The sequence below is a fragment of the Arthrobacter sp. SDR-2R genome (assembly GCF_057747955.1).
On record NZ_CM173231.1, the window covers coordinates 2,412,909 to 2,439,411 of the forward strand.

Annotated in this window: 26 protein-coding genes; 17 read left to right on the forward strand and 9 right to left on the reverse strand. The window is 63.8% G+C overall.

The window, feature by feature from the left end; all coding sequences use genetic code 11:
* Positions 1 to 12 precede the first annotated feature (12 nt).
* From AC3ANU_RS11235 to nrdF, 8 genes are all read left to right on the forward strand, one after another.
* A complete protein-coding gene (locus AC3ANU_RS11235; RefSeq protein WP_488314539.1) occupies positions 13 to 1,410 on the forward strand; it encodes an NAD(P)/FAD-dependent oxidoreductase in 1,398 nt (465 codons plus the stop codon).
* Positions 1,407 to 2,138 carry a DUF1365 domain-containing protein gene (locus tag AC3ANU_RS11240; RefSeq protein WP_488314540.1) on the forward strand — a complete coding sequence of 244 codons (732 nt, stop codon included), beginning with the start codon at positions 1,407 to 1,409 and terminating at the stop codon, positions 2,136 to 2,138. The genes AC3ANU_RS11235 and AC3ANU_RS11240 overlap by 4 nt, the downstream gene beginning before the upstream one ends.
* Positions 2,135 to 3,511, forward strand: a complete 1,377-nt coding sequence (locus tag AC3ANU_RS11245) for a class I SAM-dependent methyltransferase (RefSeq protein WP_488314541.1) — start codon at positions 2,135 to 2,137, stop codon at positions 3,509 to 3,511. Before AC3ANU_RS11240 ends, AC3ANU_RS11245 begins: the two co-directional genes overlap by 4 nt.
* 37 nt (positions 3,512 to 3,548) lie before the next feature.
* Positions 3,549 to 4,082, forward strand: coding sequence for a TspO/MBR family protein (locus tag AC3ANU_RS11250; RefSeq protein WP_488314542.1), 534 nt, complete (start codon positions 3,549 to 3,551; stop codon positions 4,080 to 4,082).
* Between the two features lie 366 nt (positions 4,083 to 4,448).
* A complete protein-coding gene (nrdH, locus tag AC3ANU_RS11255) occupies positions 4,449 to 4,694 on the forward strand; it encodes a glutaredoxin-like protein NrdH (protein WP_013601222.1) in 246 nt (81 codons plus the stop codon).
* Between the two features lie 127 nt (positions 4,695 to 4,821).
* Positions 4,822 to 5,292 carry a class Ib ribonucleoside-diphosphate reductase assembly flavoprotein NrdI gene (gene nrdI, locus AC3ANU_RS11260; protein WP_488315971.1) on the forward strand — a complete coding sequence of 157 codons (471 nt, stop codon included), beginning with the start codon at positions 4,822 to 4,824 and terminating at the stop codon, positions 5,290 to 5,292.
* A 20-nt stretch (positions 5,293 to 5,312) separates the two neighbouring features.
* Entirely contained in the window at positions 5,313 to 7,433 is a 2,121-nt protein-coding gene (gene nrdE / locus AC3ANU_RS11265) for a class 1b ribonucleoside-diphosphate reductase subunit alpha (protein WP_018769430.1), read from the forward strand.
* 91 nt (positions 7,434 to 7,524) lie between these two features.
* Positions 7,525 to 8,499: a class 1b ribonucleoside-diphosphate reductase subunit beta gene (gene nrdF, locus AC3ANU_RS11270; protein ID WP_018769429.1), complete on the forward strand. Its 975-nt coding sequence runs from the start codon at positions 7,525 to 7,527 to the stop codon at positions 8,497 to 8,499.
* A gap of 78 nt (positions 8,500 to 8,577) precedes the next feature.
* On the opposite strand, the gene AC3ANU_RS11275 is transcribed toward nrdF, so the two are convergent.
* Positions 8,578 to 10,080, reverse strand: a complete 1,503-nt coding sequence (locus AC3ANU_RS11275; protein WP_488314543.1) for an HNH endonuclease signature motif containing protein — start codon at positions 10,078 to 10,080, stop codon at positions 8,578 to 8,580.
* Positions 10,081 to 10,253: 173 nt separating this feature from the next.
* Here AC3ANU_RS11275 and AC3ANU_RS11280 point away from each other — a divergent pair, with 173 nt between their 5' ends.
* Complete coding sequence (locus AC3ANU_RS11280) at positions 10,254 to 10,652, forward strand: DUF4259 domain-containing protein (protein ID WP_018769427.1); 399 nt, start codon at positions 10,254 to 10,256, stop codon at positions 10,650 to 10,652.
* Positions 10,653 to 10,682: 30 nt separating this feature from the next.
* On the opposite strand, the gene AC3ANU_RS11285 is transcribed toward AC3ANU_RS11280, so the two are convergent.
* A complete protein-coding gene (locus AC3ANU_RS11285) occupies positions 10,683 to 11,237 on the reverse strand; it encodes a DUF3090 domain-containing protein (RefSeq protein WP_056390609.1) in 555 nt (184 codons plus the stop codon).
* Positions 11,238 to 11,410: 173 nt separating this feature from the next.
* Positions 11,411 to 11,842: a UBP-type zinc finger domain-containing protein gene (locus AC3ANU_RS11290; RefSeq protein WP_488314544.1), complete on the reverse strand. Its 432-nt coding sequence runs from the start codon at positions 11,840 to 11,842 to the stop codon at positions 11,411 to 11,413.
* 176 nt (positions 11,843 to 12,018) lie between these two features.
* Here AC3ANU_RS11290 and AC3ANU_RS11295 point away from each other — a divergent pair, with 176 nt between their 5' ends.
* On the forward strand, positions 12,019 to 13,773 hold the full coding sequence (locus AC3ANU_RS11295; RefSeq protein ID WP_268003216.1) for an NAD(P)/FAD-dependent oxidoreductase: 1,755 nt from the start codon (positions 12,019 to 12,021) through the stop codon (positions 13,771 to 13,773).
* Complete coding sequence (locus AC3ANU_RS11300) at positions 13,757 to 14,632, forward strand: hypothetical protein (RefSeq protein ID WP_134164673.1); 876 nt, start codon at positions 13,757 to 13,759, stop codon at positions 14,630 to 14,632. Before AC3ANU_RS11295 ends, AC3ANU_RS11300 begins: the two co-directional genes overlap by 17 nt.
* A 24-nt stretch (positions 14,633 to 14,656) precedes the next feature.
* Here AC3ANU_RS11300 and AC3ANU_RS11305 read toward each other — a convergent pair whose 3' ends face one another.
* From AC3ANU_RS11305 to AC3ANU_RS11325, 5 genes are all read right to left on the reverse strand, one after another.
* Complete coding sequence (locus AC3ANU_RS11305; RefSeq protein WP_018769425.1) at positions 14,657 to 15,823, reverse strand: hypothetical protein; 1,167 nt, start codon at positions 15,821 to 15,823, stop codon at positions 14,657 to 14,659.
* Between the two features lie 11 nt (positions 15,824 to 15,834).
* Complete coding sequence (locus AC3ANU_RS11310; protein ID WP_488314545.1) at positions 15,835 to 17,124, reverse strand: glucarate dehydratase family protein; 1,290 nt, start codon at positions 17,122 to 17,124, stop codon at positions 15,835 to 15,837.
* Positions 17,125 to 17,164: 40 nt separating this feature from the next.
* Positions 17,165 to 18,076 (reverse strand): carbohydrate ABC transporter permease, encoded by a 912-nt coding sequence (locus AC3ANU_RS11315; protein WP_018769423.1) that lies wholly within the window; start codon positions 18,074 to 18,076, stop codon positions 17,165 to 17,167.
* Positions 18,073 to 18,924: a carbohydrate ABC transporter permease gene (locus AC3ANU_RS11320; protein ID WP_488314546.1), complete on the reverse strand. Its 852-nt coding sequence runs from the start codon at positions 18,922 to 18,924 to the stop codon at positions 18,073 to 18,075. The genes AC3ANU_RS11315 and AC3ANU_RS11320 overlap by 4 nt, the downstream gene beginning before the upstream one ends.
* Positions 18,925 to 19,019: 95 nt before the next feature.
* The gene (locus AC3ANU_RS11325) at positions 19,020 to 20,351 is read right to left on the reverse strand and encodes an ABC transporter substrate-binding protein (protein WP_056390595.1); all 1,332 of its coding nucleotides are present in this window, start codon (positions 20,349 to 20,351) and stop codon (positions 19,020 to 19,022) included.
* 99 nt (positions 20,352 to 20,450) lie between these two features.
* On the opposite strand from AC3ANU_RS11325, the gene AC3ANU_RS11330 reads away from it, so the two are divergent.
* From AC3ANU_RS11330 to AC3ANU_RS11350, 5 genes are all read left to right on the forward strand, one after another.
* On the forward strand, positions 20,451 to 21,284 hold the full coding sequence (locus AC3ANU_RS11330; RefSeq protein ID WP_082581728.1) for an NAD-dependent epimerase/dehydratase family protein: 834 nt from the start codon (positions 20,451 to 20,453) through the stop codon (positions 21,282 to 21,284).
* A gap of 37 nt (positions 21,285 to 21,321) precedes the next feature.
* Positions 21,322 to 22,131, forward strand: coding sequence for an IclR family transcriptional regulator (locus AC3ANU_RS11335; RefSeq protein WP_142072631.1), 810 nt, complete (start codon positions 21,322 to 21,324; stop codon positions 22,129 to 22,131).
* Between the two features lie 68 nt (positions 22,132 to 22,199).
* Positions 22,200 to 23,132, forward strand: a complete 933-nt coding sequence (locus AC3ANU_RS11340) for an ABC transporter ATP-binding protein (protein ID WP_026265790.1) — start codon at positions 22,200 to 22,202, stop codon at positions 23,130 to 23,132.
* A gap of 8 nt (positions 23,133 to 23,140) precedes the next feature.
* Positions 23,141 to 24,373, forward strand: a complete 1,233-nt coding sequence (locus tag AC3ANU_RS11345) for an ABC transporter permease (RefSeq protein ID WP_488315972.1) — start codon at positions 23,141 to 23,143, stop codon at positions 24,371 to 24,373.
* Between the two features lie 93 nt (positions 24,374 to 24,466).
* A complete protein-coding gene (locus AC3ANU_RS11350; protein WP_056390588.1) occupies positions 24,467 to 25,204 on the forward strand; it encodes a PspA/IM30 family protein in 738 nt (245 codons plus the stop codon).
* A gap of 586 nt (positions 25,205 to 25,790) precedes the next feature.
* Here AC3ANU_RS11350 and AC3ANU_RS11355 read toward each other — a convergent pair.
* Positions 25,791 to 25,964 (reverse strand): CsbD family protein, encoded by a 174-nt coding sequence (locus AC3ANU_RS11355; RefSeq protein ID WP_018769414.1) that lies wholly within the window; start codon positions 25,962 to 25,964, stop codon positions 25,791 to 25,793.
* Positions 25,965 to 26,226: 262 nt separating this feature from the next.
* Between AC3ANU_RS11355 and AC3ANU_RS11360 the strand changes: the two genes are divergently transcribed.
* Positions 26,227 to 26,442 carry a hypothetical protein gene (locus AC3ANU_RS11360; protein ID WP_018769413.1) on the forward strand — a complete coding sequence of 72 codons (216 nt, stop codon included), beginning with the start codon at positions 26,227 to 26,229 and terminating at the stop codon, positions 26,440 to 26,442.
* Positions 26,443 to 26,503: the final 61 nt, after the last annotated feature.

Below are 26,503 nucleotides of genomic sequence, written 5' to 3' on the forward strand. Positions count from 1 at the left end.
GAGGAGCATGAATTGTCACCTAACCCAGCAGGAAGTCCAGGCGGGCGGCGGCGCGTCGCCGTGATCGGCAGCGGCGTGGCCGGATTGACGGCCGCCTACGTGCTGAACAGGCAGGACGACGTCACCCTGTTCGAGGCGGACTCACGGCTGGGAGGCCATGCCCACACCCACGACATGCCGCAGCCCGACGGCAGCGTCATCGGGGTGGACACCGGGTTCATCGTGCACAACGAACGGACCTATCCCACACTGCTGCGGTTGTTCGCCGAACTCGGCGTCGAGACCCAGGACTCCGAGATGAGCATGTCGATCCGCTGCGACGGCTGCGGGCTGGAATACGCGGGGGCACGGGACGGCGCCCGCGGCATCATCGCCAAACCCTCCAGCCTGCTCCGCGGCCGCTACCTGCTGATGCTGCTGGAGGTGACCCGTTTCTACCGGAAGGCGAGGGAGTTGCTCAGGACCGCGCCGCCGTCGGCCGTCAGCGGCGAGGTGCCGGTGCCGGAACTGACACTTGGCGCGTTCCTGGAACGGGAGAAGTTCAGCCCTTACTTCATCTCCCACTTCATGACCCCCGTGGTCAGTGCAGTCTGGTCCTGCGACCCCACCATCGCCCTGGCCTACCCCGCGCGGTACCTCTTCACGTTCCTGGGCCACCACGGCATGCTGGGGATCAAGGGTTCGCCGCAGTGGCGCACCGTCACCGGCGGCTCTGCCCGGTACGTGGAAAAGCTCGCCGCCACGCTGGCCGACGTCCGGCTCAACACGCCCGTCACTGCCATCCGGCGCCTGCCCGACGGCGTGGAGCTCGCAACGGCCGGCGGGCCGGAAGAGTTTGACGCCGTCGTGGTAGCCACCCATCCCGCGCAGGCTCTCCGGTTCCTGTCCGACGCCACACCGGAAGAGAAGGAAGCGCTGGGCGGGATGCCGTATTCGGTGAACCACACCGTGTTCCACCGGGACCCGGCAGTCCTGCCCGCCGCGGACAACGCCAGGGCGTCGTGGAACTACCGGCTCCCGGCGTGCGACGCGCGACCCGACAAGGTTCTGGTGAGCTACGACCTGACCCGGCTGCAGCGGCTGCATCCCGTGGACGGAAAGCCGTACCTGGTGAGCCTGGGGGAGTCGGAACTGATTGCCGGCACCGCCGTGCTGGAGCGCATGGTGTACGAACATCCGCAATACACGCCGGAATCCCTCCAGGCCCAGCAGGCCATCGCCGCGCTGAGCAACAACCGGATCGCCTACGCCGGGGCCTACCTTGGCTGGGGCTTCCATGAGGACGGTGCCCTCTCCGGGGTGCGGGCGGCCGAGAAACTGGGCCGCACCTGGCCGGAGGCCCGCGCGGATGAACCGGGCAACTCCTCCGGCGAGGGGGAGCGGGAACTGCTGTCCACGGAACGGGCATGACCATGGACGCCTCGATTTTCCGCACGTCCATCTCCCATGTCCGGCGCAGCCCCTTGAAGAATGCGTTCACCTACCGCAGCTACAGCTGGTTCGTGGACCTGGACCACATGCCGCGCCTGCCGTTCCTGCTCCGGCCGCTGGCAGTGTTCCGCGCGGGAGACCACCTGGGCGATCCCGGCGCAAGCATTCGGGCCAACGTGGAGCGCTACCTGCGCACCCAGGGGGTGGAGCCCGACGGCGGACCCATCCAAATGCTCACCAGTGCCAGGGTTTTTGGCTACGTCTTCAACCCGCTCACCCTGTTCTGGTGCTACCGCTCCACCGGGGAACTGCAGTGCGTGGTGGCCGAAGTCCACAACACCTACGGGGAGCGGCACTGCTACCTGCTGCGAACTGATCCCTCCGGGCGGGCCTCGGTGCCGAAGGCGTTCTACGTGTCACCCTTCAACGACGTCGACGGCGAGTACCGGATGAAGCTCCCGGCCCCGGGGGACAGGCTTGCCGTATCAATCATCCTGGAGCGGGAGGGGCACCGGCCCTTCGTGGCCACCATGGACGGACGGCGCCGCCCCGCCACCGTTCCGAACATCCTGGCGGCGGCTTTCGCGGTGCCTGCCGCGCCGCTGCTGGTATCCGCCCTGATCCGGATACAGGGCATTAAACTCTGGGCAAGACACCTGCCCGTCGTTGCCAGACCACCCCACACTTCACAGGAGGCAGTTCAATGACCATGACGGACGATAACGGCACCACCGCAGGCCGTGTCGAAGGCAAGGCCGGGGGACGTTCCGCCGGACACGTGCCCGCAGCCTGGGGCGCAACCGGGGTGCCGGCGTCGCCCGCCATCATCAATCCCGACCTGTGGCCAGGTGTTGCCCAACCGCCGTCGGGCATGAAAGCCGGACTGGCCGGCAGGACAGCCGGCCTGCTGTTCAGGGGTGCGGTCAAGCGGCTGCCGCTCCGCGTCGAATATCCGGACGGGTCCGTGCTCGGAACGGGCGGTCCGGAGGCCCCCGTGATGACCATGCTGCGGCCCGACGCCTTCGAGGCACGGATCGGAGACAACGGCCTGATCGGTCTGGGCGAATCCTTCATGGCCGGCGACTGGGAAGCCTCGGACCTCGCCGCGCTGCTCGAAGTCTTCGCGGCCTCCGTGGACACGCTGATCCCCATGCCGCTGCAGAAGCTGCGCTCGCTGTACCTGCCCCGGACACCCCGCCAGGAACGCAACGCCGAACAAAACACCCGCAGCAACATCTCCCGGCACTACGACCTGTCCAACGACCTGTTCTTCAACTTTCTGGATTCCACCATGAGCTACTCCTCGGCATTGTTCCCGGAGAAGGCGGGTCCGCTGTCCACCGTTGCATGGGAGTTCCTGGCCGAGGCCCAGCGGACCAAGATCGACCGGCTGCTGGACAAGGCCGGCGTGGGCGAGGGGACGCGGCTGCTGGAAATCGGCACCGGCTGGGGCGAGCTTGCCCTGCGTGCCGCCGCCCGCGGCGCCACGGTCTACAGCGTCACGCTGTCCAGCGAGCAGCAGGCGCTGGCGCAGGAACGCATTGAGGATGCCGGATTCGCGGACCGCGTGACCGTTGCCTTGCAGGACTACCGGGCGGTGGAAGGCGAGTACGACGCCGTGGTCTCGGTGGAAATGATCGAGGCCGTGGGGTACGAGTACTGGCCCATTTATTTCCAGACCATCGACCGCGTGCTGGCACCCGGCGGAAAGGTGGCCATCCAGGCCATCACCATGCCGCACGGCCGCATGCTGGCCACCCGCAACGCCTACACCTGGGTGCACAAGTACATCTTCCCCGGCGGGTTCCTGCCGTCCGTCCGTGCCATCGAGAGCGTGACCCAGCAGCACACCACCCTTCGGGTGAGGGAGCGCATGGGAATGGGTGACCACTATGCCGCCACCTTGCGGCTGTGGGAGGAACGGTTCCTTTCCCGGTCCCGGGAAGTGGGGGAGCTCGGCTTCGATGCAGTGTTCCAGCGGATGTGGCTGTTCTACCTCTGCTACTCGCGCGCCGGTTTCCAGTCCGGTTACCTGGATGTCCAGCAGATCGTGCTGGACCGCCGGGAGGCGCAGCTATAGCATTCGGCAGAAGCAAGGGGAATCGGAGGTTCCGGCCATGAGACTGAAAACACTTGCATGGACGACGGCGGCGACGGCCGCCACAGCCGCCGCGGGCGGAGTGGCCACGGATCCGCAGGGCAGCTGGTACCTTCGGCTGCGCAAGCCTGACTGGCAGCCGCCGGCCATCGCCTTCCCGCTGGTGTGGACGACCCTGTATGCAGACCTCGCGTTGACGTCCGCCGTCGCACTGGACCGGGCTGCTGAACTGGACCGGGCTGCTGCCACCCCGGCCGGCACATCCGACCCGGGTGGCAAGGGCTCCCGCCGGGAGCTCCGCACCTACCGGGGTGCATTGGCTGCCAACCTGGTCCTCAATGCATCGTGGAGCTGGTTCTTCTGGCGCTCACGCAGGCCCTGGCTTGCGGCGGCCGAGGCCGCCCTGCTCGCCGCCAGCAGCGCCGATCTGGTGCGCCGCACCTATCGGCTGAACCGTGCGGCCGGGGTATCGCTGGCTCCCTACGCGGCGTGGTGCGGCTTCGCCACGGCGTTGTCCACCGCCATCGCCAACCTCAACTCCGCCAAGCGGTAGGAAACCCCGGGCAAGCTGGACACACCTTCGCCGCAGGGAGCGGAACCCGGGTCCGTGACCACTACATGTAGTGGTCACGGACCCTTTTCATGCGGAAGGAAACAGGGCGCGACACGCCGCAGCCGTGCGACACGCGGTCCTTTAAATGTGGCTAAGTACTCCACAGGGTGTGGACCCAGCCCGCAAAAAACCCGCGATTCCGGGCATTTTTCCCGCCCCTGCCTGTGGATTAACGGTGCATTAAATGACATACTTGTAATACATCATCTTGGGGTTCCAAAGAGGCGTCTGCACTACATGTAGTATCTACATACAGCTGAACGGGGACACCGGGCCAGCAAGATTTCAACTAAGGGGACAGGGACAATGACCGTAACGGTTTACACGAAGCCTGCTTGTGTTCAGTGCAACGCCACCTACCGCGCGCTCGACAAGAAGGGCATCACCTACCAGAGCGTTGACATCTCCCAGGACGCCGAGGCACTCGAGCGACTGAAGGCACTTGGCTACATGCAGGCTCCCGTTGTGGTCACCGACCAGGACCACTGGTCCGGCTTCCGCCCCGACAAGATCGAGGAACTGGCACTTTCCGCCGTTTCCTCCGTGGCTTAGGAGTTCTGCTTCTCCTGCCGGCAACCAGCAACCAGCTGAGGTGACTCACGTGGCAGCACCAGCAGCACAGCATGACCGCGAGGCCTTACCAATTCACCAGGTTGTTCCCATCCACGCGGCTCAGCGCGTGGAGGTGTCCCCGCCGGCCGGGCCGCAGGACCAGGCTGAACCGGTCCGCACCGGCAGCCAGCTCATCTACTTTTCATCAGCATCCGAGAACACCAGCCGCTTCGTCGCGAAGCTAGGCCGTGAGGTTGCCCGGATCCCGCTCTATCCAAAGGACGCACCCCTCCTCGCTACCCGGCCATTCGTGCTGGTGGTGCCCACCTACGGTGGCACCGGGGGAGAGGGGTCCGTTCCCAAACAGGTCATCCGGTTCCTCAACAACCCGCAGAACAGGAAACTGCTCCGCGGCGTGATTGGCGCCGGAAACACAAACTTCGGGGACAACTACTGCATGGCCGGGGACATCATCGCCGCCAAATGCCACGTACCCCACCTCTATCGATTCGAACTTATGGGAACGCCGGAAGACGTTACCCGGGTCAACCAAGGATTGGACACGTTTTGGACACGACTGTCGCAGACACAGAAGTAACCAGGTCCCGGAAGCCTGAGATGCCCGCCGCGTATAAGGGGTTGGGCTATCACGAGCTGAACGCCATGTTGAACCTCTATGGTCCCAACGGCGAAATCCAGTTCGGCGCCGACCGCGAGGCCGCGCACCAGTACTTCCTGCAGCACGTGAACAACAACACGGTGTTCTTCCATGACCTGGAGGAGAAGCTCGACTACCTGGTGAAGAACCAGTACTACGAGCGCGAGACGCTGGACCAGTACACGATGAACTTCATCCGTGAGCTGTTCAACCGCGCCTACAAGAAGAAGTTCCGCTTCGAGACCTTCCTGGGTGCCTTCAAGTTCTACACCTCCTACACGCTGAAGACGTTCGACGGCAAGCGCTTCCTGGAGCGCTACGAGGACCGCGTCTGCATGGTGGCACTGCACCTGGCGCGCGGCAACGAGCAGCTGGCCCTGCAGATGGTGGATGAAATCATCGAAGGCCGTTTCCAGCCGGCCACCCCCACGTTCCTGAACGCGGGCAAGAAGCAGCGCGGCGAGCTGGTCTCCTGCTTCCTTCTCCGCATCGAAGACAACATGGAGTCGATCGGACGCTCCATCAACTCCGCCCTGCAGCTGTCCAAGCGCGGCGGCGGAGTGGCCTTCGCGCTGACCAACATCCGCGAGGTGGGCGCGCCCATCAAGCAGATCGAGAACCAGTCCTCCGGCGTCATTCCCGTGATGAAGCTCCTCGAAGACAGCTTCTCCTACGCCAACCAGCTCGGTGCCCGACAGGGTGCCGGCGCCGTGTACCTGCACGCGCACCACCCGGACATCTACCGGTTCCTGGACACCAAGCGCGAGAACGCGGACGAGAAAATCCGCATCAAGACCCTCTCCCTGGGCGTCGTCATTCCGGACATTACGTTCGAACTGGCCAAGAAGGACGAGGACATGTACCTGTTCTCGCCCTATGACGTCGAACGCGTCTATGGCATGCCGTTCTCGGACGTTTCGGTCACCGAGAAGTACTACGAGATGGTTGACGATTCCCGGATCAAGAAGACCAAGATCAAGGCACGCGAGTTCTTCCAGACCCTCGCCGAGATCCAGTTCGAATCCGGCTACCCGTACATCATGTTCGAGGACACCGTGAACCGGGCCAACCCGATCGACGGCAAGATCATCATGTCCAACCTGTGCTCGGAGATCCTCCAGGTTTCCCAGCCCACCACGTACAACGATGACCTGTCCTACGCCGACACCGGCAAGGACATCTCCTGCAACCTTGGTTCACTGAACATCGCCAAGACCATGGACTCGCCGGACTTCGGCCTGACCATCGAGACGGCCATCCGTTCCCTCTCGGCTGTCTCGGACATGTCCAACATCACCTCGGTGCCGTCCATCGCCAAGGGCAACGACCAGAGCCACGCGATTGGCCTGGGCCAGATGAACCTGCACGGCTACCTGGCGCGGGAGCGGGTCCACTACGGCTCTGAAGAGGGCCTGGACTTCACCAACATCTACTTCTACTCGGTGGTGTACCACGCCGTCCGCGCCTCCAACCTGCTGGCCATCGAAACCGGCCAGACGTTTGGCGGCTTCGAGAAGTCCAAGTACGCGTCGGGGGAGTTCTTCGACAAGTACACGGAGCAGGAATGGGTTCCGCAGACCGAGAAGGTCCGCGAGCTCTTCAAGAACGTGCACATCCCCACGCAGGAAGACTGGCGCGCGCTGAAGGCTTCGGTCATGGAGCACGGCATCTACAACCAGAACCTGCAGGCCGTGCCGCCGACGGGCTCGATCTCCTACATCAACAACTCCACCTCCTCGATCCACCCGGTGGCGTCCAAGATTGAGATCCGCAAGGAAGGCAAGCTGGGCCGCGTGTACTACCCGGCGCCGTACCTCACCAACGACAACCTGGAGTACTACCAGGATGCGTACGAGATCGGCTACGAGAAGGTCATCGACACCTACGCCGCCGCCACCCAGCACGTGGACCAGGGCCTGTCCCTGACGCTGTTCTTCAAGGACACCGCCACCACGCGCGACATCAACAAGGCCCAGATCTACGCCTGGAAGAAGGGCATCAAGACCATCTACTACATCCGTCTCCGCCAGCTCGCGCTGGAAGGGACCGAAGTTGAGGGCTGCGTCAGCTGCATGCTGTAGCTTCAACCAACGCGACAGTACGACGGCGGGCGCCCGCCCGCCGTCGTACGCTTTAACTTAGAGAAAACCCACCCAACGCATAGGGGATGACATGACCGAGAAGGTCAAGCTGCTCAGCCACGTCGAGGCCATCAACTGGAACCGCATCCAGGACGACAAGGACGTCGACGTCTGGAACCGCCTGGTCAACAACTTCTGGCTGCCGGAAAAGGTGCCGCTGTCCAACGACGTCCAGTCCTGGAACACGCTGACGCCGGCCGAGCAGCAGCTCACCATGCGCGTATTTACCGGCTTGACCCTGCTGGACACCATCCAGGGCACGGTCGGTGCGGTGTCCCTGATTCCGGATGCCCTCACTCCGCACGAGGAGGCTGTGTACACGAACATCGCCTTCATGGAGTCAGTGCACGCCAAGAGCTACTCCTCCATCTTCTCCACCCTGGCTTCCACCAAGGAGATCGACGAGGCATTCCGCTGGTCCACCGAGAACGAGAACCTTCAGAAGAAGGCGCAGATCGTCATGGACTACTACCAGGGTGACGATCCGCTGAAGCGGAAGGTGGCCTCCACGCTGCTGGAAAGCTTCCTGTTCTACTCGGGCTTCTACCTGCCCATGTACTGGTCCTCCCGCGCCAAGCTGACGAACACCGCCGACCTGATCCGCCTGATCATCCGTGACGAAGCTGTTCACGGTTACTACATCGGCTATAAGTTCCAGAAGGGCCTGGAGAAGGTCTCCGAGGAACGCCGCCAGGAGATCAAGGACTACACGTTCGAACTGCTGTTCGAGCTGTACGAAAACGAGGTCCAGTACACCCACGACCTGTACGACGGCGTGGGCCTGGCCGAGGACGTCAAGAAGTTCCTGCACTACAACGCCAACAAGGCCCTCATGAACCTGGGCTACGAGGCGATGTTCCCGGCGTCCGTCACCGACGTGAACCCGGCCATCCTGTCGGCGCTGTCCCCGAACGCTGACGAGAACCATGACTTCTTCTCGGGCTCGGGTTCGTCCTATGTCATCGGCAAGGCCGTCAACACGGAAGACGAGGACTGGGACTTCTAGACTTTCTTCTTTTCAGGATCCGACAGCAAGGGACTCCGCACGTTTTGTGCGGGGTCCCTTGCTGCCATATTCGGCAGTTCATTTGGCATCGAGGTAGGTACGAAGGAATGCTTCTCCCGCAGATGGCGGTTCCCGAAAATAGTCCACGGTCCCCCTCACCGCGGTGGGCATAGGAGAATATGGATGTTGCCGTTCTGTGGCTTGCTGCCCCAACGAACACGGCCAGTGAGGTGCTTCCCAGTCCTGATGTTCGCTTTTGTATCTCCGCCCTGATGGTGAAATCCAGCCGGGCGGCTCGTTCTGTGATGCGGGGGTCGGTGTCCAGCCGCTGGCGTGTTTGAGTCTGTGGTGCCGGGGACAAGGCTGTCCCAGGTTGCTGATCCCGGTGGTTCCGCCGTGATGCCAGGCCAGGAGGTGGTCTGCTTCGTTGTCCAGGGACTGGTTGCTGCACCCGGGGAACGGGCATCTGCCGTCGCGCATTCGTAGCCAGTTCCGCATGGCCTTCGTCAGCCGGTAGCTTGTGCGGCCGATTTCCAACGGGGCCCCGTCCCGTGGATCTATGAGCACCCGATGGAACGAATCCGCTCCATTGGTTAGGAGATTCCGGGCCATGGAGGCAGGGATGGGTCCGAACCCGTCCAGCGTGGCCGGTTCCTCTGTCAGCCCCAGCAGTGAGAAGACGGGAACGGTGATCAGGACCTCGGCCCGGGGCGTAGGGACAGCGGCGGAGCCGGGTCCTCCGGCCCCAGCTCCGCCGCTGCTGATGCCGTTGTCGCTTCGCAGGACTGCCGCAGCAAATACGTCTGCCCGTAACTGGGTGAGCGTCCGGTTCTCGTGGGGCCCTTGCAGGCCCCGGGCGATGGCGGTAATGCGGTTCCAGATAGCAACCGCCTGGTCCGCGGGCAGGTAGGCAGACACCCGCGCCATGCCGTCCTGCTCCGGGGTAAATTCCAGGCACCTGTCCCGCGCTCCCTTAGCATGGCGTTTTTCGATGCTGTCCGGGTGGTGCCGTTCGCGCCAGGTCCTGGCCTTCCGCCGGAACCTGAAGGCGGGCATCTCGCCGGCCGGGCAGCCGCGGGCAGGATTGGCCGCGTCAGCGCCCAGGAAGTGTGCCTCGAGTACCCGCGCTGCGTCACAGTCAAGGGTGGCGGTCTCGTCCACCATCACCCTGGCGTGTTGCCATGAGACAGTTCCCGCCTGCAATGCTGCCAGGGTGAGTGGCAAGAACGTAGCCAAAGCATGGGATTGCTCCAACAGCATGCCTGCAGCCCGATCGCCGATGGCCAGTACACAGCCCACCTCGGCCGCTATTGCCATTTCCTGCGCCTGGACGGGCATGTCAGGAGGCGCGGCAGATCGCGCGGAATCCGCATATCTGGCCGTTGCCTCCGCCTTCAACGCAGCGACCCGGGCCTCGGTTCGTGAAATTCCGGCAAGGATGTCCAGGCACCCGTCAGCGACGGCGGCCAAGGGGTCGGCGTGCTGGGGGAACCCGTTACGGGACTCAGCCACCTCGGCGCGGAGCAGGGCAATCGAGGAGTCGATCGCTTCAAAAGCCGTTGTCACCGCTTCGCTTCCCATGTACTCATCATCCAAGGGGGGTGTGACATTTTGCGGGCCACCACTCCGCGCCAACAACTGCACTTTCAGCACGCACTCTCGAAAAGCTTTGCAGGCATCCACCGCGTGTATGACCTGCAACGGCGCGGTCTGGCATATTGGAGCCACTAGCCGTTAACCGGAAGGGGAACCACGTGGGTGCATGGGGCTACCTGCCGTTTGAGAACGACGACGCGCTGGACTGGCTGGACGAGCTGGAGACCGGAGGGGTCGACGTCGTGCGCCAGGCGTTGGCGAAGGCAGGTCACAGGTATGTCGAGGCACCCGAAGGGGCTGTCGCTATCGCCGCCGCCGAAGTGACCTCCGCCAGCCAAGGCAACCCGCTGGGCGATCTCCCGGAGACCGTGGCGACCTGGGTGGCTGCCCGCGGGGCAGAGGTCACCGCCGAAGACGTGGAGATGGCACTGGAAGCAGTTGAACGGGTTGCCGGGGAGAAGTCCGAGCTTGCTGAACTGTGGGACAACGCTGACGAACCGGAATGGCGTGAATCACTTGAAGACCTCAAGGAACGGCTGCGGACAGCTTTGCGGTAGACCCGCCAGTACCGTCCAGGCTCCCTGGCATCAGACTTCAGGAAGAGTGCAGGTATGCCCGTCGGCGTCCATGGGATAACCGCAGAGCGGGCATGCCGGACGCCCGGCACCCACTACCTCCCGGGTCCGTTTGGCGAATGCGCGGGCGGTGCCCACCGGCATCCGCACCAGCAACATTTCGGCCACGTCAGCGGCGTTCCCAGCAAGCAATTCGACGTCTTCATCAGCACCGACTTCAATGATCGGGTAGGCCTCTATCACAACCTGCGCCGTTGTCGGGTCCCAGCCCAAACTCATGGCGCCGGCCCTGAACTGTTCCTGGACTGCCTCGAGCTGGTCATTGTCGACGAGCTCGATGGGAGTACCCGTGGGAACACTGAAGGGATTGCCGTCAAGGGCGATGAGCTCGTCGAGGATTTCGTCAATCTTTTCGGCGAGCTGGGCAGACTGCTGCTTCTCCAGTGCGATGCTCACAATTTGCCTACCTGCACGTACCTGCAGGTAGAACGTTCGCGCCCCTGGAACACCGATGGTGCCGATGACGACCCGGTCAGGCCAGGCAAACTCATGAACACGTGTGGGCATGTCAGTAGTTTAGGCACATCAGGCTTCGTGCGCCGTTTGCCCGGCGGCGCCGCCGACCCGCGCATCGCCGATGTTGGTGCCTTTCGAGGGCCACAAAAGAGGTTGCCATCCACCCAGCCTCAACGGAATTCTCGCCGGCCCCGGTGACAGCAGGGGTGATACCCGGTCCGTGGTTACCGGTGCAGGCGCTCACGCCAGTCTGCGGGTACCTTGTCTGGCGGTGCAGGTGCTGGCTGCTCAGGTGGCCTGGACTGGGGATCCGGAAGCCTTGGACCACGGAAGAACTTCTTCGTGGTGTGATCGTAGAACCATTCCTCCCCGGGTTCGAAAGACCGTACGACAGGGTGGCCGGTGGCGCGCGCGTGGGCACTGGCATGCTGCGAGGGAGATGAATCGCAGCATCCAATGTGGCCGCACTGGGCGCAGCGGCGAAGATGCAGCCACCAGCCTTGGCCGTCACCGTTGAGGCAGTCCAGGCACCCTGATCCGCTGGGCTTGGCGGCGAGGCTGATTCCAGGAGGAGGGCGGTTTTCCTCGGGGTCTTCCATTTCATCCCTCCGGTCCTGCTCAAGTTCGGGTCCCTGCTTGCCTGCCGTCGGAGCCATTCTGGCAGAATTCGGGCGCCCCCGGAATGACAGAATCGAGGTAAAACGGGGTCCCAGACAACTCCGTCCCCGGTGGCGAAGGAACGTCCGGGAGGCAAGGGAGAACCCTTGTCCCCAATGTCCTTGCGCGAGTATCGTGAGCGCCACCGAACCATAGAACCGGAAAGACGGCGGCCATGGATGACCCGGTTCCGATCATGCTGATTGCCACCACCGACGCGACCTCCCGGCGCATGCTCGGAGATGAGTTGCGCCGACGGTACGGTGCCGATTACGAGGTGGTGGCCTGCGACGGCCACGCCCACGGACGGGCGGTGCTGGAGGGGCTCCGTCGCTGGAACCGCCAGGTCGCCCTCATTCTCGGGTGCTACGGTCCGGCTGACCGCGGGGGACTTGATTTCTTGCGGCGTGCCTACGGCTTCCACCCGGCCGCCAAACGCGGTGTTGTGGTGACATGGGGTGACTTCGAAAGCGCCCCGACTGTGTTCCGGGCGGTAGGGCAGGGGTACGCCGAGCTGGTGATCATACGTCCGGAACGTTCACGCGACGAAGAATTCCATGGGGCGATAACCGACGCCCTTGATGACTGGCAGTTGGCCCAAGGGGTGGGGTTTGAGGCGGTCCGGCTGATCGGGGACATAGGCGACGAAAGGACGCATACGCTGCGCGACTCCCTGAGCCGGAACCACATCCCGGTGGGCTTCCACCCAGTTGGGTCCGAGACGGCGGAACGGACGCTGAAGAGCCTGGGCCTGCGCCATCCCGCGCTGCCGGTCCTGGTGCTGGAGTTCACTGCTTCACCAGTTGTCCTTGAGAACCCCAGTGACCTGGAGATTGCCGAAGCGATGGGGGTGACGCGGCCTCCTCCGGCGGACAAGATCTTCGATGTGGTGGTTGTGGGAGCAGGCCCCTCCGGTCTCGCGGCCGCCGTGTATGCCTCCTCCGAGGGCCTTTCGACCATGGTGGTGGAGGGGGAGGCTGTGGGAGGCCAGGCCGGCACCAGCTCGTTGATCCGCAACTACCCTGGCTTTTCACGCGGTGTGAGCGGCGCCCACCTGGCCTACCGTTCATTTCACCAGGCCTGGACTTTGGGCGCTGACTTCCTGTTCCTGCGGAAGGTGGCGGGGCTCAGCGCGGACGGCCCGCTGTACACTGTGTCGATTTCCGATGGGAGTGCGGTGCGGTGCCGCGCAGTAGTGGTGGCCACGGGTGTGGACTACCGCCGCCTCGGCATACCCCAACTGGAGGATCTGGTGGGCAGAGGCGTCTTCTACGGGGCCACAGTCTCCGAAGCGCCGTCGATGGCCGGAAAGCATGTCTGTGTCGTGGGGGGCGGCAACTCGGCCGGACAGGCGGTTCTGCACCTTGCGAGGTATGCGAAAAAGGTGACGCTGCTGGTGCGTGGACCCACCCTGTCCGCCAGCATGTCGGAATACCTCATTTCCCAACTTGAAGCCACCCGGAACGTCGCGATCCGCTTTGGCACCGCAATCGTGGGGGCCCGGGACCAGGACGGATTCCTTGCCGCCGTCAGGGTCGCCGCATCCGGAGCAGCAGAAGCAATCGCGGGCGAGGAGATCGAAGCGGGCGGCTTGTTCGTGCTGATCGGTTCAGTGCCGCGGACCTCCTGGCTGCCCGACACTGTAGAGCGTGATCCGGCCGGTTTTCTCCTTACAGGTGCCAGGGATGTCAGTGACGCCGGGATGGACAGGGCTCCGCTGGCGCTGGAAACCAGCATGCCCGGCATCTTCGCGATCGGTGACGTGCGGGCCGGTTCCATCAAAAGAGTGGCCACCGCAGTCGGGGACGGTGCCACCGTGGTCTCAATGCTTCACGCCTACCTGGCCGAAAACCCCCTCCCGGCCTCGCCCCCTGCCGCTGGCGGGCCGGCCGCACCCGAGGAGCAGCCCGGTGATGTCCGCTTCAACTGAGGCCATTCCACTGATTGCACCGATGCGGTGGCTGCTCTACGTCGCTGCATTCCTGGTGTTTCTTGCCGGGCTCGTGCTGTTCGTGTTTCCGCTCCGGACCGATGAATTCTTTGCATGGACGGTCAATCCGCCCATGACGGCGGTCTTCCTCGGGGCGGCATACTGGTCGAGCGCCGGCTTGGAGGTGGCGGGCGCCCGTTCGGCAGGTTGGGAGTCGGCGAGGCTGGCAGTATGGCCTGTGTTCGTCTTCACGACACTGACCTTGGGAGTCACCCTGCTGCATCTCAACCGCTTCCACCTGTCACCGGACACGGCCCCCACCGCCCAAATAGCCACCTGGGCGTGGCTGGCAATCTACGCCATCGTGCCCGTGGCAATGGCCGTCACCAGCTGGATACAGATCCGGTCCCGGCGTCCTGCCCCCAAATCCGTAACGGCGGGACTGCCAGTACTGCCGCCTGCGCTCCGAATGCTCATGGTGGGTATTGCCGGGGTGCTGCTCATTTACGGCCTGGCACTCCTGGCGGCACCCATTCCTGCCGCGAAGTGGTGGCCGTGGCCACTGTCCGAACTCACTGCGAGGGCGATCGGGGCGTGGCTGATCGGTCTTGGGTGGTCTGCCGCGCAGGGCCAGTCGAGCCGCTACCTCCATACCGTCCGGCCCGTGGCCCTGACCTCCGTTGTCTTCGTCATTCTGCAGGCGCTTGCCTTGCTGCGGTACGGCGGTGCCCTGGCATGGCAGAGCGCCCCCGCAATCGGCTTCGTCACCATGCTTCTTGCCATTGGAGTTGCCGGCGGATGGGCACTCGGACTTTCCCGTTCGGCGACTTCTTCCCGGGGTCCCGTTCCATCGGCGTGAGCCTGATCGGCAGCGCTGAAAACCTCAGCGCAGACTCATCAGTCCTCCCGCAACAGCGGAGAGGCGCCGGGAGGAGGCAAGCCCGAGGTGATACACGTGCAGTTCCCTGGCTCCCGCCGCACAAAGCACCTGCCACTCGCTTGCCAGCCTGCCGCCGTCGGCCGTCTTCGGCGGCAGCGCCAGGACATACGCACCCACCCGCAAGCCGGCGGCCAACATGGCTTCGACCGTCACGGCGCCTTCGCTGGGCTCGCCCCAGCAAGGTACGACGGCGGTGAGGTCACCCCGGTGCCCCCAGAGCCTGCTCCTGCGGAGCGCCTCCACCGGAACGAAGGGCCCCGTGGCCCAGGGGTCCGGCGTGGCGTGCAGCGACAGCCGGGGGCGGGAGCCGGTGGCTTCGATCGCTGCCAAGCACTCATCCAGCAGCATCGCCGTGGCATCCCACCGGACCTCCAGGAGGGGAAGGAACGCCGCTGCCCCGGACGCAAATGCAGCTGTCATTCGGGCATCATCGGCCTGCGCGACGGCAGAGCGGACCCGGCTTTGATACCCGGCGGCGGGCAACCCGCGGGCCTCGTACCCGGTGGCGCATGCATCGCAGAAGCACAGCGACAACAGCGCCTGCACCCAGGTTGAGTACTCGGCTCCCTCGGTCTTCTCATGCCGGTTCTGGTGGCTGAAACCCAGCGGACCCGCCGCTTCGAGGATTAACCCATCCGGCTGTCCCATCTCCAGGACTTGGCGCACCAGGGACGCAGCGTAGGAGCGGACCTGAGGCTGCGACGGGCACAGCGCGTACCTGTAGACCTCGTCGAAGGCATTTTGTACGCAGAGGCCGGGGCTGTTTCCGCCCACTGCGCTGGAGTGGGTCAGCACCGTCCACGCGTCCACGGGAAGGCCCTCCGCCTGAAATGCCGCTGCGGCCTCGCCGAATCCGTTCTCCGTCCCGGTCCATTCCCTCGCGTTGCCGGGTATCAGCTGCCGGCCTGCGAAAGCACCGCCTTCCGGAACGTAGAGGGCTGCCGACCGGGCGTCCACGACGCGCCGGGTGGGATGCCGTGGGGTTCCGGCCCGCACCGAGTGGTATGCGGCCGCAAGCGCCACGCGGTCAACGCCGGTGTCCCTGACCCATGACACCGCCTTCGGGTCGCCCAGTACATCCCACGGATAGAGATAGCCGGTAACCTGCATCACCTGCGGACCTACCACCGGGGGAGGGCAGCCGTGAAGTCGGGGACAAAACGCTGCATGTAGCCCGTGTCATCCCGCGCCGTCATGCGGGCGTCCAGGTACTGCTGGTGGAGTTCAGCCAGTTTCTCCCGGTTCAGCTCCACGCCAAGGCCGGTGCCGGTGGGAACCGGCACGCTGCCGTCCACAAACTTCAGGGCTCCGGGCTTGACCACGTCGTTGTGCCCGTTCCAGGGATAGTGGGTATCACAGGCGTACGTCAGGGCAGGCGTTGCGGCGGCGACGTGGACCATGGCAGCAAGGCTGATGCCAAGGTGGGAATTGGAATGCATGGACAATCCTATTCCGAAGGTTTCGCAGATGGTGCCCAGTTCCCGGGTGTGGCGGAGGCCGCCCCAGTAGTGATGGTCACCGAGGATTACCTGGACGGAATCGAGTTCCACACTCTTTTTGATGTGATCGAAGGCCACGACGCACATATTGGTGGCAAGCGGCATGGGGGCAGCAGCCGCGACCTGGCCCATTCCCTCCAGGCCCGGCGTCGGATCTTCCAGGTACTCAAGCAGCCCGCTCGTTTCGGCCGCCACCCATTTCGAGGTCTCCACCGTCCAGGCAGTGTTGGGGTCCAGCCGGAGCGGAAGGTTCGGGAACGCTTCACGCAAAGCCCGGATAGCTTCAATTTCACGGGCGGGTGGAAAGACGCCGCCCTTGAGTTTGATGGATTTGAATCCGTACTCGGTGATCATCCGGCGAGCCTGCCGGACGATGCCCTCCGGATCCAGCGCCTCGCCCCAGCCGTCAGAAATGGCCGGGCGTCCATCGTGAGCAGGGTGTTCAGCCCACTTGTAGAAGAGGTAGGCGCTGAAGGGGACCTCGTCCCGCACAGTGCCGCCGAGCAGTTCGCTCACGGTCCTGCCCGTTGCATGCCCCTGGATATCCAGGGCAGCGACTTCGAAGGCGGAGAAGACGGCAGCCCGTTCAAAGGCAGAGAGATTTGGGTCCAGCGCCTGGTTGATGAGCCGCTCCATTGTGGAGGTTTCAAAGATACTGACGCCCTTGATGGCATTGGCGCCGGCGGCGAGGTTGTCCAGGCGGCTCTGGCCGCCGGCACATTCGCCCAGGCCCAGGAGCCCGTTGGCGGTGCGGACTTCAATGACCACCCTATGGACCAGGGGCTCGTGGACGCCGACGGCGTTCAGGAGCGGTGGATCGGAAAAGGCGATCGGTGTGATGGTGATGTCGTTGATCGTCAGGTCTGCCGCGGTGGGTGCCGCGGTGGCAGGAACAATTGAGCTGATATTCATGGAAATTCTTTCGTGGAGGGTTGGGGAGGCCGGGCCTTCCCTAGCCCTTGGTTGCGCCCGAGGTGATGCCGCGGATCATGGAGCTTTGCAGGAAGAGGTACACCAGGAGGCTGGGAATCATGGCCATCAGGGCACCCGCCAGCAGCACGCCGGGTCCGACTGTGGTGTCGTTGCGAAGTACCGCCAGTGCCACGGTCAGGGTGTAGTCTCCGGGGTCATTGGCCGCGATGAGGGGGAGGAGGTACTGGTCCCAGACCATCATGAAGCCGAAAATCCCGATGACGCCCAGCGCCGGCTTGCACAGAGGCAGGATGATGGTGAAGAGCATGCGGAACTCACCCACCCCGTCAAGCCGGGCAGCCTCCTCGATTTCCGCGGGAATCTCCTTCATGAATTCGCTCATGATGAAGATGGAGAAGCCCCAGATGCCCACCGGCAGGATGACGGCAAGGACGGTTCCCCGCAAACTGATGCCCAGCAGCGGGAGGTCACCCAACACCAGGGACAGGGGGATGCCGATGATCTCCTCGGGGAGCATCATGGTCATCAGGACCAGCAGGAGGACCAGGGCCTGTCCCCGGAATTTCCTGCGGCTGAGGCTGTAGGCGGCGAACACGGAAACGGTCATTTGGAGCAGGAGCCCTCCGCCGGCCACCACCAGGGAGTTCAGCAGGTAACCCCACAGACCCTGCTGCTGTGCTGCCTGGAAGTTCTGGAGCGTGAATGTCTTGGGCAGCAGCGAAATCTCGGTCGGGCTGGAGTTCCGGTCAAAAGCGCCGGAGATGATGGCCAGGAACGGCAGGGCGAAAATGCAGAACACCAGTGCGCAGAGCAGCATCCGCAGGACCATGTTGGGTCCAAAACGGGGCGACCATCCCAGGGCCGTGTCGAACCTGGCGGAGGACGACGGCCTGGCCGTGCGGGAGTTCTTTCGGGTCAGTGTCTGGCTCATCGTGCTGCCTTCCTTTTGGCCAGGAGCTGGGTTCCAACGGTCAGGAGCAGGGTGGCCACCAGGAGCAGGACTGCCGCGGCAGAGGCCACGCCAATATCGTTCCGCTGGAATCCCAGGGAATACATGCGGGTCATCCACACCTCTGTTGAGCCGGCCGGGCCGCCTCCGGTAAGTACGTACACTTCCGTGAAGCTGCGCAGGCTGCGGATGGCTGCCAACGTCAGGACGATCACCAGTGAAGGACGAAGGGCCGGCAGCGTGATGTACCGCAGTCGCTGCCAGGGCGTGGCTCCGTCCACGCCCGCAGACTCATATAGGGAGCGGTCCACCCCGGTAAGCCCGGCAAGGATGATCACCATGTTGTAGGGCGCGCCGCTCCAGATGCCGACGACGGCGATGGACCACAGTGCCGTGTCCGTACCGTTGAGGAACTGCAGCGGGCCGAGTCCTAGCCAGCCCAGGATGCTGTTGAGGGGTCCGTCCGGTGTGGGGAAGTACAACAGGCGCCAGATTTCGCCCACCACAGCCAGCGCCGTGACGACAGGCAGGAAAATGGTGGTGCGGAGGATCCACAGTGACCGTGCCTGCCCTTCCAGGAGCAGGGCCAGAAGAAAGCCCACCACCAGTGCGCCGAGGGTCTGGGTGACGCCCAGGACCACAGTGTGTCCGAGGGCCTCCAAGAAGCGTGCATCCGTCAGCACGCCAACATAGTTGTCGAAGCCGACGAAAACGTCACCCAGGAACGGCTGCACTTTGAAAAAGCTCAGCCGAATGCCTTCGGCCATGGGGATGAATTTGAAGTAGAGGCCCAGGACGGCGGCCGGCACCAGGAACAACCAGATGGCCATGGTCTGTCTGCCGTTGCGGCGTTTGCTGCGGGGGGCCGGTGGCGCTGACTCCGGCTCCGCCGTCAAGGCACCTGCCGGTTTCGTTGGTGTTGCGGTCATGACTTGGCGTTCTGGCTTGTCAGTTCGTTGGTGATGGCCGAGTCGAGATCCTTAAGGCCGGACGCCACGTTATCCGCCGCGCAGTCCGAGAAGATCTTGTTCAGGGATTCGGCGGCTGCCTGCTTGATCGGCACGAAGTTGATGGCCGAGGGGAAGGACTTTGACGAGTTCTTCAGCGCGTCCTGGACGACGGTCCACCGGGGATCGTTGTAGACGGCGGCAGCATCGACGTCGGAATTGACGGGTACGCGGACAATCGGCTGCTTGCCGGCGGTCATGCCCGCCTTTTGCCCGTCGGCGGACACGAGGTAGTCGATAACCTGCTTTGTCTGGTCCTTTTTGCCGTTGGTGGCAGTGACATAGATGTTCTCGCCTTCGGCCAGGACTGTGTTGTCCACCGAACCCTTGGGAGTTTCGATGACTTCGTACCGGTCCTTGCCCAGCGCCGTATCAAACGAGGAGAAGTTGTAGGGGCCGGTGAGAATGATCCCGGTCTTTCCGGTCTGGAAAAAGGGTGACGCAGCGCTGGTGGCCGCCGTCAGTGCGCCCGGCTGCGTGTTGCCGGGCGTGCAGAACTGTTGCTTGATCCAGGTGACGCCTTTCTGGCTTTCACTGCTTGCGGCGGAAGCGGTGTACTTTCCGTTGCCGTTGTCCTTCAGGTAGGCGCCGCCGTCCTGCCAAAGGTACGATGAGGCCCACCAACCCAGGTATCCACGTTCGGTGGATCCCGGAACGGTCATCCCGAAAGTGTCTGCCTGGCCATTTCCGTCCGGGTCCTGTGTAGCGAATGCGGTGGCCAGCGCCGCGAGGTCTTCCTGCGTCTTGGGAACGGGGAGACCCAGCTTCTCGCGCCAGTCCTTCCTGATCATGGTCACCATCGTCTGGCGAGAGAACGGGACCCCGTAAGTAGCCCCGTCCTGGCCCACTGCCTCATTCCACAGGGAGTCGGAGATCTTGTCGCCTCCGTCCACCGCTGACTTGTCCAGTTTCTGCAGGTAGCCCTGGGAAGTGTAGTTGCCAAGAGCCGCGGAGTCGTTGATGACGATATCCGGAAGCTTCTTGGAGGCCGCCCTGGTCTGCAGTTGCTGGTCCAGGTCCGGCACCCCCTGAAAGTTGACCGGGATACCGGTCTTTGCCGTGAATTCCTTGAACAGCGCCGCGTAGGTCGTGGAGGCGTCGGTGCCGGCGCGCGCCCAGACCTCGATGGGCTGGCCGTCATCCTTGGCCGCAGGGGCGGACGACCCGCTGCCACAGCCCGTCAGCAGGGTGGCTGAGGTCACCGCCAATGCCAGAGCCGCACGGGAGCGTGCCTTGAGCTTCGAATCCACTTTGATTCTCCTTTTACATATATAAACATCTGCTACCATGTGAAACATACTTCATGAGAGTATGATTAGCATCACAGGCTGTCAACCATTGGAGGAAACTTGCCGGCAGCACAGAAAGCACAGGCGATCGCCATGACGGGTGGTGCCGGCATGATGGCCACGTTGCTGCGTCCCTACCTTGCTGATGCCGGATATGAAGTCCGGCTGCTGGACCTGGTGGAAGCCCGGAATTTGCGTCCCAACGAGGTTGCCCTGGTGGGATCCGTAACTGATCCAGATTTCATGAACACGTCCCTCAGGGCCACATCCGGGGTTGTCCACCTGGGCGGACTCCACCGGGAAATGACCTGGCAGGAAATCGTTGCCACCAACATCACCGGCACCCAGGTGACGCTGGAAGCAGCCCGCCGCAACGGCGTCGAACGTGTATTGCTGGCCAGTTCCACGCACGCCGTGGGCTTCCACGACCTTGCTGATGCCGCGGCGGATGCTGTACTTCCGCCGCGGCCCGATACGTACTACGGTGTCAGCAAAGTGGCCGCGGAAGCGCTCGGCAGCCTGTATGCGGACAAGTACGGAATGAAAGTGGTCAGTGCCCGGATAGGTACCGGCGGCCAGCGCCCGGGCAACGCCAGGACCCTTGGTTCGTGGCTTTCCCCGGCGGATTCGTTCAGGCTCGTGGAGGCGGCGTTGAACGACCTCGGTGCCCCGGGCCATCACGTGGTGTGGGCTGTCTCGGCCAACACCCGCGGCTGGGCGAACCTCCAGGCAGGACGGCGCATCGGCTACGACCCGCAGGACGACGCGGAGCTCTATGCCAATGAGGTCGATACTTCCGGGGGGAACGCTGAAACGGGACTCCTTGGCGGGTTTTGGGCCAGCGATGGTCATAGGGTAGGTATGGACAACTACCCGCACCTGGCCGCGAAATGAGCTGCCGCAGTCCGGTGCGGCGAAAGGGGGAGCGGTAATGGCACCGCTGGATGTACAGGCCGGCACGCGGGGGGACGCGCCCGGCGACGTCAAACTGGTCAAGTCCGCAGAGCGGACCATCGCCATCCTTGAGCTCCTGGCGTCCGCTCCGCAGCCGCTCACCACCGCCGAGATCTTCAAGCAGACCGGGTATCCCCGTTCCAGCCTGCACTGGCTGCTGTTGACGCTCCTGGAGCTCAACTGGATCGAGCAAACACCGGAGGGCGCCTATAGGATCGGCACGCATGCCCTGCTGTGCGGTACGGCGTACCTGGACAGGGATCCGGTGATGGAACACGTTTCGGCCATTCTGGAAAAGGTCCGCAATGCCACGACCTTCACTACCCACTACGCCCGCATCGACCGGTCCGACGTCATCTATCTTGCAACCCGGCAGGCTGTAGACCGGCGCCGGCTGTCCTCAAGGGTAGGGCGCAAGCTTCCGGCCCAAGTGACGGCCCTGGGCAAAGCCATCCTCTCCGAGTACACGGATACGGAGGTCCGGCAGCGGCTTGGCGGCGGGCCCTATCCCCAGCTGACCCCGAACAGCGTCCCTGATTTCGAGGCGCTTCAGGCCGAGCTGACTGAGTTCCGGAAGACGGGCCATGCCATTGAGTGGGAGCAAAACACTGTGGGGCTTTGCTGCGTTAGCGTGGTGGTTCCGTACCGCATCCCCGGGACGGACGCCATGAGCTGCTCCATGCCGGTGGAACTTGCCACAGACGACGTCATCGCGAAAACCGTGGAGACGCTCCACTCAGCCGCAGGTGAACTGGCCCGGACCCTTCGTGCCGCGGGGATCCGGTAGGTCCGGAGTCTGAGCCCAACCGGGCACTTGCGCGACACGAGCAGATCGGTAACCGCTAGTCTGAAACCATGACGATGGGGGACACGGCGCAGGAGCCGCTGGTGCACATTCAGGACTTCCGGATGGACTTCGGGGACACCACGGTCATCCGGGATCTGTCCTTCGACGTGCACGCGGGGGAGACGTTCGGTTTCCTGGGGTCCAATGGATCCGGGAAGACCACCACTTTGCGGGCGCTGCTGGGCATCTACCAGCCCACCGCGGGGATCCTGCACATAGGGGGCAAAGCCTTTGAGCCCCGCGACGGGGCCCGTCTCGGATACCTGCCGGAAGAGCGCGGCCTGTACAAAAAGGAACACGTCCTGGATGTCATGGTCTACTTCGGCCGGCTCAAGGGCCTGTCCAAGGCCGCGGCCCGGTCCTGGTCCGGACACTACTTGGAGCGGGTGGGTCTGGCCGACAAGGCAAAGTCCCGGTTGGACAAGCTCTCCAGCGGCCAACAGCAAAAGGTCCAGTTGGGCGTGACGATCATGAACGATCCCGAACTGCTTATTTTGGACGAGCCGACCAAGGGCTTTGACCCCGTGAACCGGCGGCTGCTGATGGACATTATCGAAGAGCACAAGCGGGCCGGCGCCACCGTCATCATGGTCACCCACCAGATGGAAGAAGTCGAACGGCTGTGTGACCGGGTAATCCTGCTCAAGGACGGAGTCTCCCACGCTTACGGGACGGTGGAAGAGGTCCAGGAAGAGTTCGGCGGCACCGTCTACCGGGTCACCCACGACGGACCGTTGCCCGCATCGGCACTGTTCGACGTCGTCGACGACGTGGACGGGGTCGCCGAACTGGCGCCGCGCCCCGGGTCCAGTGAGGCCGCGGTGCTGCGCGAGCTGGTCGAAGCCGGGGCCGTGGTCCGGTCATTCACGCCGGCCCGGATCTCCCTGGATGAGATCTTCATCAAGGTGTACGGCGAACAGCACGAACTGGCGGAAGGCTGAACATGGCACTGGGACAGCACAACCTTGGGACCGTGATCGCGTTCGAGTTCTTCCGGACCATCAAGAAACGGGGCTTCGTCATCGCAACCCTGGCGCTGCCGGTCATTCTCATCATTATCTTCGCCCTCGTGTACGCGTCCAACGCCAGCACAAAGGACAGCGCCGCCGCCCAGAAGAGTGCGACGTTCGCTTTCACGTACACGGACGCCTCCGGAATCATCATGGCGTCTGCCGCCGAGTTGGCCGGCGGAACAACTGCCAGCGACCCCGAAGCCGCGATCGCTGCCGTGAAGGACGGCGCCTCGGAGGCATACTTCGCCTACCCTGCCGATCCGGCCAAAGAGCCGGTAAAGGTGTACGGTGCGGACAAAGGCACGTTTGAGAACGACAAGTACGAGGCCGTGGCCAAGCAGCTGCTCGCGGTCTCGGCCCAGCACCAAGTCGGCTCACCCCAGCTGACGGCGGCCCTGACCGGGACGGTAAAATTTGACTCCGAAATATTCAAGGACGGCAAGGCCGCCGCGGGCGTCGGCGGGATCATTCCACCACTGCTGTTCCTGGTCATCTTCTATTTTTCGATGATCCTTCTTTCGAACCAGATGCTGAATTCCACCTTGGAGGAGAAGGAAAACCGGGTCACTGAAATGATCCTGACCACGCTGAATCCAACCACACTGATCACCGGCAAGATCATCTCGCTGTTCGCCGTCGGCCTGGTCCAGATCCTGGTGTTCCTGGCCCCGGTCGGATTGGCCTACCTGTTTTTCCGGAACCGCCTGGCCCTGCCCGAGGTGGATCTGTCATCCCTGGTCTTCGAACCCGGCCCCATGATCACAGGGGCCCTTCTCACGCTGGGTGGATTCGCCGTCTTTACCGGGGTCCTGGTGGCCATAGGGGCGATCATGCCGACCGCCAAGGAAGCCGGGACCGTCTTCGGCCCGCTTGTGGCCATGATGTTTATCCCCTTCTACACATTCAGCCTGATCATCTCCAACCCGGGCGCGCTGATCGTGCAGATCTTCACCTACTTCCCGCTGACCGCTCCGGTGACCGCCCTGCTCCGCAACGGGTTCGGCACCCTGAACCCAGTTGAATCCGCCATCGTCATCGTCGAACTCTTCGTCGTCGGCCTTATTATCCTGCGGCTGGCTGTCCACCTGTTCCGGTACGGGTCCATCGAATACGGCCGGAAACTCTCCATCGCCGGAACCTTCCGCCGCCACGACCTGGCCACCAAGTAGGCGCGGCGGGTGGCAGGCATAGCGTAGGGAATCTGGTCCCCTGCGGTGCCGAACACATAGGATGCGAATTCCACTACTGATAGAAAGAATCCCGTGAAGCAGAGTATTTTCGCCCGCGTGGCCCAGTTGGCCAAGGCAAACCTCAATGCCCTCCTGGACTCCGCGGAGGATCCGCAGAAAATGCTGGACCAGATGGTCCGGGATTACTCGGAGAATATCCGCGAAGCCGAGGCCGCGATCGCCCAGACCATAGGCAACCTCCGGATGCTGGAGGAGGACCACAAACGTAACGTCGCCGACGCCAACGAATGGGGCCGCAAGGCTCTGGCCGCGTCCAGGAAGGGCGACGAGTTCCGGTCCGCCGGCAACCTCGCCGATGCGCAGAAGTTCGACAACCTCGCCAAGGTTGCCCTGCAGCGGCAGATGGCCGCCGAGAAGCTCGTGAAAGACGCCGTACCCGGGCTTGCGGCCCAGAACGAAGTGGTCGACAAGCTTAAGGGCGGGCTCGACCAGATGAAGGGCAAGCTGCACGAGCTGACGGCCAAGCGCAACGAGCTGGTAGCCAGATCCCGGACGGCGGCCGCGCAGTCCCAGGTCCACGATGCCCTCAAATCCCTGGACGCCGGTGATCCGACGTCGGCCATCGGGCGGTATGAGGAGCGGATCCGACGCCAAGAGGCCACCGTTCGCGGCCAGCAGGAACTCGCAGCCTCATCCCTCGATGCCCAGTTCGCCTCCCTGGAAGACCTCGGAGAGCAGACCGAAGTGGAAGCACGTCTGGCCGCCCTCAAGTCCATCGACCGGAAGGCCATTGACTCCCAGGCTCCTTGAAGCCCCGGGATCCCGCCGGTCCACCGTCGGGGCATGGCTGACTGCTGGGCCGCGGCCGCCAGGTAATACCGGGCGGTCGCGTCAGGCCGGCGACAGGTCGCCGTCGGCAGCAATGTGCCATGCCGTTTACGTTATGGCCCCACTGCCAGCGGAGGCTTGCGTCTCCACGCTCTGGGCTGCCTGCCCGACGTCAGCCGGCAGCCGGCGTCGGGCTTTGGCCAAGGCAACGAGCAGGGTCAGGACGGTGCCCAACCAGGCAAGCCCGGCGAGAAAAACCAGCCCTATTGCCGCTAAGGGGTGCATGGCCAAAGTTTAGGACGGCGCAACTGGGAGTTGCGGAAGCAACTCCGCACCGAAGAGCCGAAAGATTGTACAAGCCACCCATGGGTCGGAGCTGGGGCGGCCTGGTTCGGGGCGGTGCGCGGCTGGCCAAGTGGAGCCGGCGGGCCGTGAAGAACAAGGCAAGCCAGGCGGCACCAAACACGTAGGGGGCGAGCACGCAGGTCAATCAGGGGTGGCTGGAGTGCACCCCGACACGACGAAGGGCGCGCCCCGTTCGCTGAGCGCGCCCTTCTCGTAAACGGTGTCAGTGCTTGAATGCGTCCTTGACCTTTTCGCCGGCCTGCTTCACATCGCCCTTGGCCTGGTCCGCTTGGCCTTCCGCCTTCAGGCTGTCATCGCCCGTGGCGTTACCGGCAGCTTCCTTGCCTTTTCCGCCCGCTTTCTCGGCAGCGTTTTCAATCTTGTCGCCTAGTCCCATGGTGTCTCCTCCTCTGGTTGGCAGCCGTTCGCATTCGGCTTCGCTCATAATAAGCATGCTTACCAATGGGTTGGCAAGTGATGGGTATCCACAGCAGCACCGACCGGGCAACAAGGAGGCGTTCCGGAAGCCCCGCCTGAGGTGGGGACTTTGGTCCCTGTGTTCCCGGTGAAGGGCGGGGTTTACTGGTGCGTTGGGACAGGCGAAGCCTGTCTGCAGAGCGTTGTGGCTCTGCAGGACCGAGCACGGAGATGCCCCGCTAATGAACCTCAAAGACCGTTGGGACCGCCTTGACCCTGCCACGCAGAAGTGGCTGATCGACAACCCGGGGTGCCAGATGCTGCCCAGGACCATCACGGCGGTGATCTCGAAGGAAACCGGGGAGGACCTGGCCACAGGGCAGCACGGGCAGGCGCTCGTCTCCGGTGAGGATCACGACTTCATCCGCTCGAAGATAAAAGGCGCCTCCATGGCCTGACAAGGGCTCTTAGCTCTCACCGGGCAGCGCGCTCCAGCCGAACGGATCGTCGCCCGGGGGA

Bases quoted from the DNA above. Each gene is read 5' to 3' on its own strand.
- AC3ANU_RS11300 (WP_134164673.1), top strand. From the start codon at position 13,757: ATGTCCGCTTCAACTGAGGCCATTCCACTGATTGCACCGATGCGGTGG.
- AC3ANU_RS11310 (WP_488314545.1), bottom strand. From the start codon at position 17,124: ATGAATATCAGCTCAATTGTTCCTGCCACCGCGGCACCCACCGCGGCA.
- AC3ANU_RS11275 (WP_488314543.1), bottom strand. From the start codon at position 10,080: ATGGGAAGCGAAGCGGTGACAACGGCTTTTGAAGCGATCGACTCCTCG.
- AC3ANU_RS11295 (WP_268003216.1), top strand. From the start codon at position 12,019: ATGGATGACCCGGTTCCGATCATGCTGATTGCCACCACCGACGCGACC.
- AC3ANU_RS11355 (WP_018769414.1), bottom strand. From the start codon at position 25,964: ATGGGACTAGGCGACAAGATTGAAAACGCTGCCGAGAAAGCGGGCGGA.
- AC3ANU_RS11250 (WP_488314542.1), top strand. From the start codon at position 3,549: ATGAGACTGAAAACACTTGCATGGACGACGGCGGCGACGGCCGCCACA.
- AC3ANU_RS11285 (WP_056390609.1), bottom strand. From the start codon at position 11,237: ATGCCCACACGTGTTCATGAGTTTGCCTGGCCTGACCGGGTCGTCATC.
- AC3ANU_RS11335 (WP_142072631.1), top strand. From the start codon at position 21,322: ATGGCACCGCTGGATGTACAGGCCGGCACGCGGGGGGACGCGCCCGGC.
- nrdH (WP_013601222.1), top strand. From the start codon at position 4,449: ATGACCGTAACGGTTTACACGAAGCCTGCTTGTGTTCAGTGCAACGCC.
- AC3ANU_RS11305 (WP_018769425.1), bottom strand. From the start codon at position 15,823: ATGCAGGTTACCGGCTATCTCTATCCGTGGGATGTACTGGGCGACCCG.
- AC3ANU_RS11315 (WP_018769423.1), bottom strand. From the start codon at position 18,076: ATGAGCCAGACACTGACCCGAAAGAACTCCCGCACGGCCAGGCCGTCG.
- AC3ANU_RS11245 (WP_488314541.1), top strand. From the start codon at position 2,135: ATGACCATGACGGACGATAACGGCACCACCGCAGGCCGTGTCGAAGGC.
- AC3ANU_RS11320 (WP_488314546.1), bottom strand. From the start codon at position 18,924: ATGGCCATCTGGTTGTTCCTGGTGCCGGCCGCCGTCCTGGGCCTCTAC.
- AC3ANU_RS11360 (WP_018769413.1), top strand. From the start codon at position 26,227: ATGAACCTCAAAGACCGTTGGGACCGCCTTGACCCTGCCACGCAGAAG.
- AC3ANU_RS11340 (WP_026265790.1), top strand. From the start codon at position 22,200: ATGACGATGGGGGACACGGCGCAGGAGCCGCTGGTGCACATTCAGGAC.
- nrdE (WP_018769430.1), top strand. From the start codon at position 5,313: ATGCCCGCCGCGTATAAGGGGTTGGGCTATCACGAGCTGAACGCCATG.
- nrdF (WP_018769429.1), top strand. From the start codon at position 7,525: ATGACCGAGAAGGTCAAGCTGCTCAGCCACGTCGAGGCCATCAACTGG.
- AC3ANU_RS11290 (WP_488314544.1), bottom strand. From the start codon at position 11,842: ATGGCTCCGACGGCAGGCAAGCAGGGACCCGAACTTGAGCAGGACCGG.
- AC3ANU_RS11240 (WP_488314540.1), top strand. From the start codon at position 1,407: ATGACCATGGACGCCTCGATTTTCCGCACGTCCATCTCCCATGTCCGG.